At 70.5% G+C, this 4,585-nt stretch carries 5 protein-coding genes; 2 read left to right on the top strand and 3 right to left on the bottom strand.

Annotated features, from left to right (window positions below; translation table 11 throughout):
- The 3 genes from VMR06_RS13080 to VMR06_RS13070 form a co-directional block, all read right to left on the bottom strand.
- Positions 1-1,388, bottom strand: a 1,388-nt coding sequence (locus tag VMR06_RS13080; protein WP_325376954.1) for a thioester domain-containing protein, incomplete at its 3' end; no start/stop codon positions are given.
- A gap of 657 nt (positions 1,389-2,045) precedes the next feature.
- The gene (locus VMR06_RS13075; protein ID WP_325376952.1) at positions 2,046-3,041 is read right to left on the bottom strand and encodes a hypothetical protein; all 996 of its coding nucleotides are present in this window, start codon (positions 3,039-3,041) and stop codon (positions 2,046-2,048) included.
- On the bottom strand, positions 3,025-3,585 hold the full coding sequence (locus VMR06_RS13070) for an RNA polymerase sigma factor (RefSeq protein ID WP_325376950.1): 561 nt from the start codon (positions 3,583-3,585) through the stop codon (positions 3,025-3,027). Before VMR06_RS13070 ends, VMR06_RS13075 begins: the two co-directional genes overlap by 17 nt.
- Positions 3,586-3,711: 126 nt before the next feature.
- Between VMR06_RS13070 and VMR06_RS13065 the strand changes: the two genes are divergently transcribed.
- Both VMR06_RS13065 and VMR06_RS13060 read left to right on the top strand, forming a co-directional pair.
- The gene (locus tag VMR06_RS13065; RefSeq protein WP_325376948.1) at positions 3,712-4,380 is read left to right on the top strand and encodes a hypothetical protein; all 669 of its coding nucleotides are present in this window, start codon (positions 3,712-3,714) and stop codon (positions 4,378-4,380) included.
- Positions 4,377-4,585: cytochrome b/b6 domain-containing protein (locus VMR06_RS13060; RefSeq protein ID WP_325376946.1), on the top strand; the 209-nt coding region annotated here is incomplete at its 3' end. The genes VMR06_RS13065 and VMR06_RS13060, both read left to right, overlap by 4 nt.

Below are 4,585 nucleotides of genomic sequence, written 5' to 3'. Positions count from 1 at the left end.
TTCATCACGCCGATCAAGGTGACGGTGTAACCGAAGGTCGAGGACGATTCCACCTCCCACACCTCCGGGCTCGACCCGCCACCCAGCAGGTAGCCGGTGCCGTCCGCATTGAATCCGCCGCGCGGGAAATCGGGCGAAACGAAGGGGCCGAACGCCACATACCAACCGCCATTAGCGGGGTCGTAGGCCCACAGGGTGGACTCGGTACCGCTCGACCGCTGAATCATCAGCAGGCGGTTGCGCAGCGGATCGAGCATGAGCGCATTGAGGTTGCCGGATACGGTGGCCGGGAGCAGCGGCAGCAGCGCGTCGGACGCCGCGCCCGGCGTGTAGCCGTAGATGTCGACGCCGTTGACGAGGCTGAAGACCTGCGCCGGGTCGCCGGCCGCCGGACAGAAGGCCGGCGGCGGGGTGCCGGAAACCCATGAAACCGAAGCGGAGTCGGTAGTACGGAACGTGCTCGGTGCGACGATCACCAGGGTCTGGGCATGGCTATCGGTGGTAGCGGTACCGCCCGCAGTCTCCGGAACGGAGATGATGTTTCCGGAGATGCTCGAGCCCGCCGCAGAGACCGTGACGGTTGCCGAGCCCGCTGCGATGACCCCGGTGAGATCGATGTAGATGTCCTGCCCGTCGGTGACCGCCGAGGGGTCGATCGCCGTGCCGCCGGCATCGGTCAGCGTGTAGCCGCCCGTCACCGACACGCTGGCAGTCGGCTGGTTGGTGCTGACCGTGAACGGGCCGACCAAGGTGCCCGCGACATGGGTACCGCCCGGCGCCACGATCGCGGCCGTACTCTGAAGATCGGCAGGGAGCAGGCCGCTGCTGGCGTTCGCTCCATTGACCAGATACCAGTAGGCCGCCTCCGAGTCGGGCGTCTCCCAATTCCAGGAAGCGTCGAAGTTCAGATCGGTGTAGCGCCAGATCGCGTACTGGGCCGCCTCGATGGCGTCATTCGCCGAGATCCCCGGAACACCGGCCGCGGTACCGAAGTCGGACAGGCTCAGGTAGGGATAGCTGTGCGCCAACACCCAGAGCACCTTCGCCTGGATCGTGGCACCGGTGAAGTAGTTGCTGCCCAGGAACAACGGCGGTGCCTCGACCATTGCAGTCCGAAAGGTCCCCAGGGAGACGTCGTGCTCGACACAATAGGACCAGTAGTCCGGGGTGCCGAGATTGCCGATGTCGGGCGGCGTGGCGGCGAAGATGCCGACCATGGCTGACCCGCTGTAGCCCTCCATCTTGTGAGCGACATAGACGGGTTCACCCACGCCGGGTTCTGCAGAAGCGGGGCTCGAGGGCAACACGAAGGCGACCGCCATCGTCACTGCGACCCAGGCGGCAGCCGAGCCCAGCCGCTTACGCCAACGCAATACAGCAGTGTCCATAGCGATCATCCCCTCAGGTGCAGTAGCAGGCAGAAATGGCAAGCGGAAAGACGGAAACGGAGTCGCACGACGTGCAGCAACGGGCGCACGTGGCTTGATCGCTGCGCCCGTGTAGAAGACGCGTGAGCAGCGCAACCGCATGAGCTCGCAGGGCCCGTGCAAAGACCCGGCGCAAAGCAGTCACGACGTCGTCACGATCACCGAGCATCCGGCAGTCGTCGCCGAACGACGCAGTGGTCGAGGTCGGAGCGGCACCGCTCGTGCCTGCTCCTCGCTGGCCTCCCTAACTCGCAAAAGAGCCATGAATCCGGACATGGCTCTCGAGCGCGCGTCCCGATCGACATCCGCGCCCTCAGAGAGCGACGCCGACCAGGCACCGTCAGACCAGTGCGAGCGGCGAGGCGCGGACGCGGATCAGGATGCCGAAGCGCGAGATGCGGGAACTGCGTCAGGCCGACCAGAACCTGCGCAAGGCGCCGGCGTCCCGTGTCCAGGCGGAGCTCGACCGCCGGCTTGAATCGCCTTCGCCTTCACACCCATCGACACTTCGGTGCCGGGACGTGTCGCGACGATGGGCGGACTTCGCCGGTATCGACGCATACGGGGTTTCGAAACACGTTGCGCAGCGGCGGCCGCTCGGGCCGGCTTCGATCAGGCTTACGGCACCACGTCCCGCCAGTTGCGCCACCACTGCTTCGGCGGCCGCGGCATGCGGTCCCACCAGGCGTTGATCGCATGGACGCTGCCGCCGGTCCAGGCGGCGCGATGGCGCGCATCGAGCGGCGTCGCGCCGATCGCCTCGGCCAGGCGCGGATACAGCGGACCGTCGGCGAGGGCCGGGTAGCGCGTCAGCAGGCTCAGCAGCGTGAATGCGTCGTCCGGGGTCGCAAGGCCGGCGCTGCGCGTCTCGGCATCGCGGTCGCGATGGCCGTCGCGCAGCGCGCGATCGAGCGCGGTCACGGCATCCGCGAACGCCACGGCCGCGGTGGGGCGCAGCGGCAGGCCGGCGTGGCCGGGTGCGAAATCGAGCGCATGGCCGGCCGGCACCAGGGTCTCGCGGCCGCCCTCGCTGTGCATGACCCAGCCGCTGCCGACCGCGAGGCGGCCGCTGCCGTCGGCGTGCTTCCAGAGGTCGAACACGCAGCCGAGGTCGATCACTTCAGTGCCGCCGTCGAGCACGCCGAACGCGCCGGGCGGCGCCCAGACGCGCGCGTGCACGTGGCCGCTCTCGAGCGCGATGCGGTGGTGGCCGCTGCGCGTCTCGACCAGGCTGAGCCGCGTGTCGGGCGAGACCTCGAGCGCGCCGATCCGCGCGATCGCGATGCGCGCATGCTGGCCGCTGCCGGTCTGCAGCGTGCCGCCGACCGCGAGCGCCGGCGCAGCCGCGTCTCCGGTGACCGGCCACGGCGCGTCGGCAGTCCAGTGCAGCCGCCATGGCAGCCAGACGGCGACCGCCAGAACGGCCGCCGCGATGCCGCCGCCTGCGATCGCGAGCGCACGGAGCCAATGTCGGCGCGGCGGTGCAGCCGGCACCGCCGGCATCGGCACCTCGGACGGCAGGTGCCGGTAGCGGCCGAGCAGGCGCTCGATCCGGACCAGGTCCGCGTCGCCGGGCAGGTCCGGTGACCACATGGGATCAGGCGGCATCGACATCGGCAGTCTCCTCGGGTCCGGCGGCCAGTCCCAGCGACGCGCGCAGCTTGGCCATGCCGCGATGCAGGTTGACGCGGACCGATGCGGCGGTGAGGCCGGTCAGGGCCGCGATCTCGGGGCCGCTCAGGCCCTCGACCAGGCGCAGCAGCAGCGTCTCGCGGTATGCCTCGGGCAGGTGACGGACGGCGCGCAGCACATGCTCGGCCTCGGCGCGGTCCTCGGGTCCGGCGGCGGGGCTGGCGCGGTCGTGATCCTCGCGCAGCGATTCCTCGCCGGCATCGCGGCGGCCGCGGTGACGGCGCGCGATCGCGGCGATCCACGGGCCGAACTGCGCTGCTTCGCGCAACTGGCCGAGTTGCGCGAACGCGATCGCGAAGGTGTCCTGCGCGAGTTCCTCGGCGTGCGCATGCGGTGCGCGGCCGAGGTGGATCGTATGCACCAGCGGCGCGAATACGCGATACAGCCAGGCGTACGCAGCCTGCGAGCCGCGCTGGGCATCGCGGACCTGACGGGCAATCTCCAGCGGGGTGACGGGTTGCCTCATGCGCGCGCAGCGGGTGGCCTATCGCGAAAGAGCGGAGCAGGGCGCGAACCGTTAACCGGGGCGATGCGAGGTTAACGCAGCGCGCCCTCGCACGCTCTGGATCGGCACCTGTCACGGAGTACCGCCATGCCTGTCCGCCTGCCGATCCTGCTGTCGTCGTTGCTGCTGCTGTCGTTGCCGCCGGTCGCCTCGGCATCCGGGCGTGCCGCGGTTCCGGTCGTCGGCCTGCCGTGCGAGGACTGCGCGGCCGCGCTGCACGGCCTTCCCGCGGAGCTGCCGACCGTCGCGCGGCTGGCCGCGCCGGACGAGCCCGGCGAGCCGCTGCAGCTGAGCGGCATCGTCCGCGACGCGGACGGCCAGGCACGCCCGGGCGTGATCGTCTACGCGCATCAGACCGACCACCGCGGGATCTATCCGGAGGACGGCACCAGCGGGCCGGCCGAGGTGCGCCGGCACGGCCGGCTGCGCGGCTGGGCGCGGACCGATGCCGAGGGCCGCTACCGGTTCGAGACGATCCGGCCGGGCGGCTATCCGGACAGCGGTCTGCCGCAGCACATCCACCTCAACGTGATCGAGCCGGGTTGCGCGACCTACTACATCGACGACGTGATGTTCGACGACGATCCGCGACTGACGCCGGCGCTGCGCCGCAAGCACGATCAGGGCCGCGGCGGCCACGGCATCGTCACGCCGGTGCGCGCGGCCGGCGTCTGGCAGGCGCAGCGCGACATCGTGCTCGGCGCGCGCATTCCGGGTTATCGCGCCTGTGCGCCGGCCGTTGCGCCGGCATCATGAGGTTTCTGTACGGCCGTTACGGCCGCGTCGCCGGCGCGCTGCACTGGCTGGTCGCGGCGCTGCTGCCGGTGCAGCTGGCGCTCGGCTACGCGTCCGAGGCGGTCCGCGATCGCGTGTTGTCGGATACCTTGCTGGGTGCACACTTCCGGCTCGGCATCGTCGTGCTGATGCTGGTCGCGCTGCGGCTCGCGTGGCGCTGGCGGCA

Origin of the sequence: Dokdonella sp., from assembly GCF_035511235.1 — a bacterium.
Lineage (GTDB): Bacteria > Pseudomonadota > Gammaproteobacteria > Xanthomonadales > Rhodanobacteraceae > Dokdonella.
This window is presented reverse-complemented; position numbering and strand designations above follow the sequence as displayed.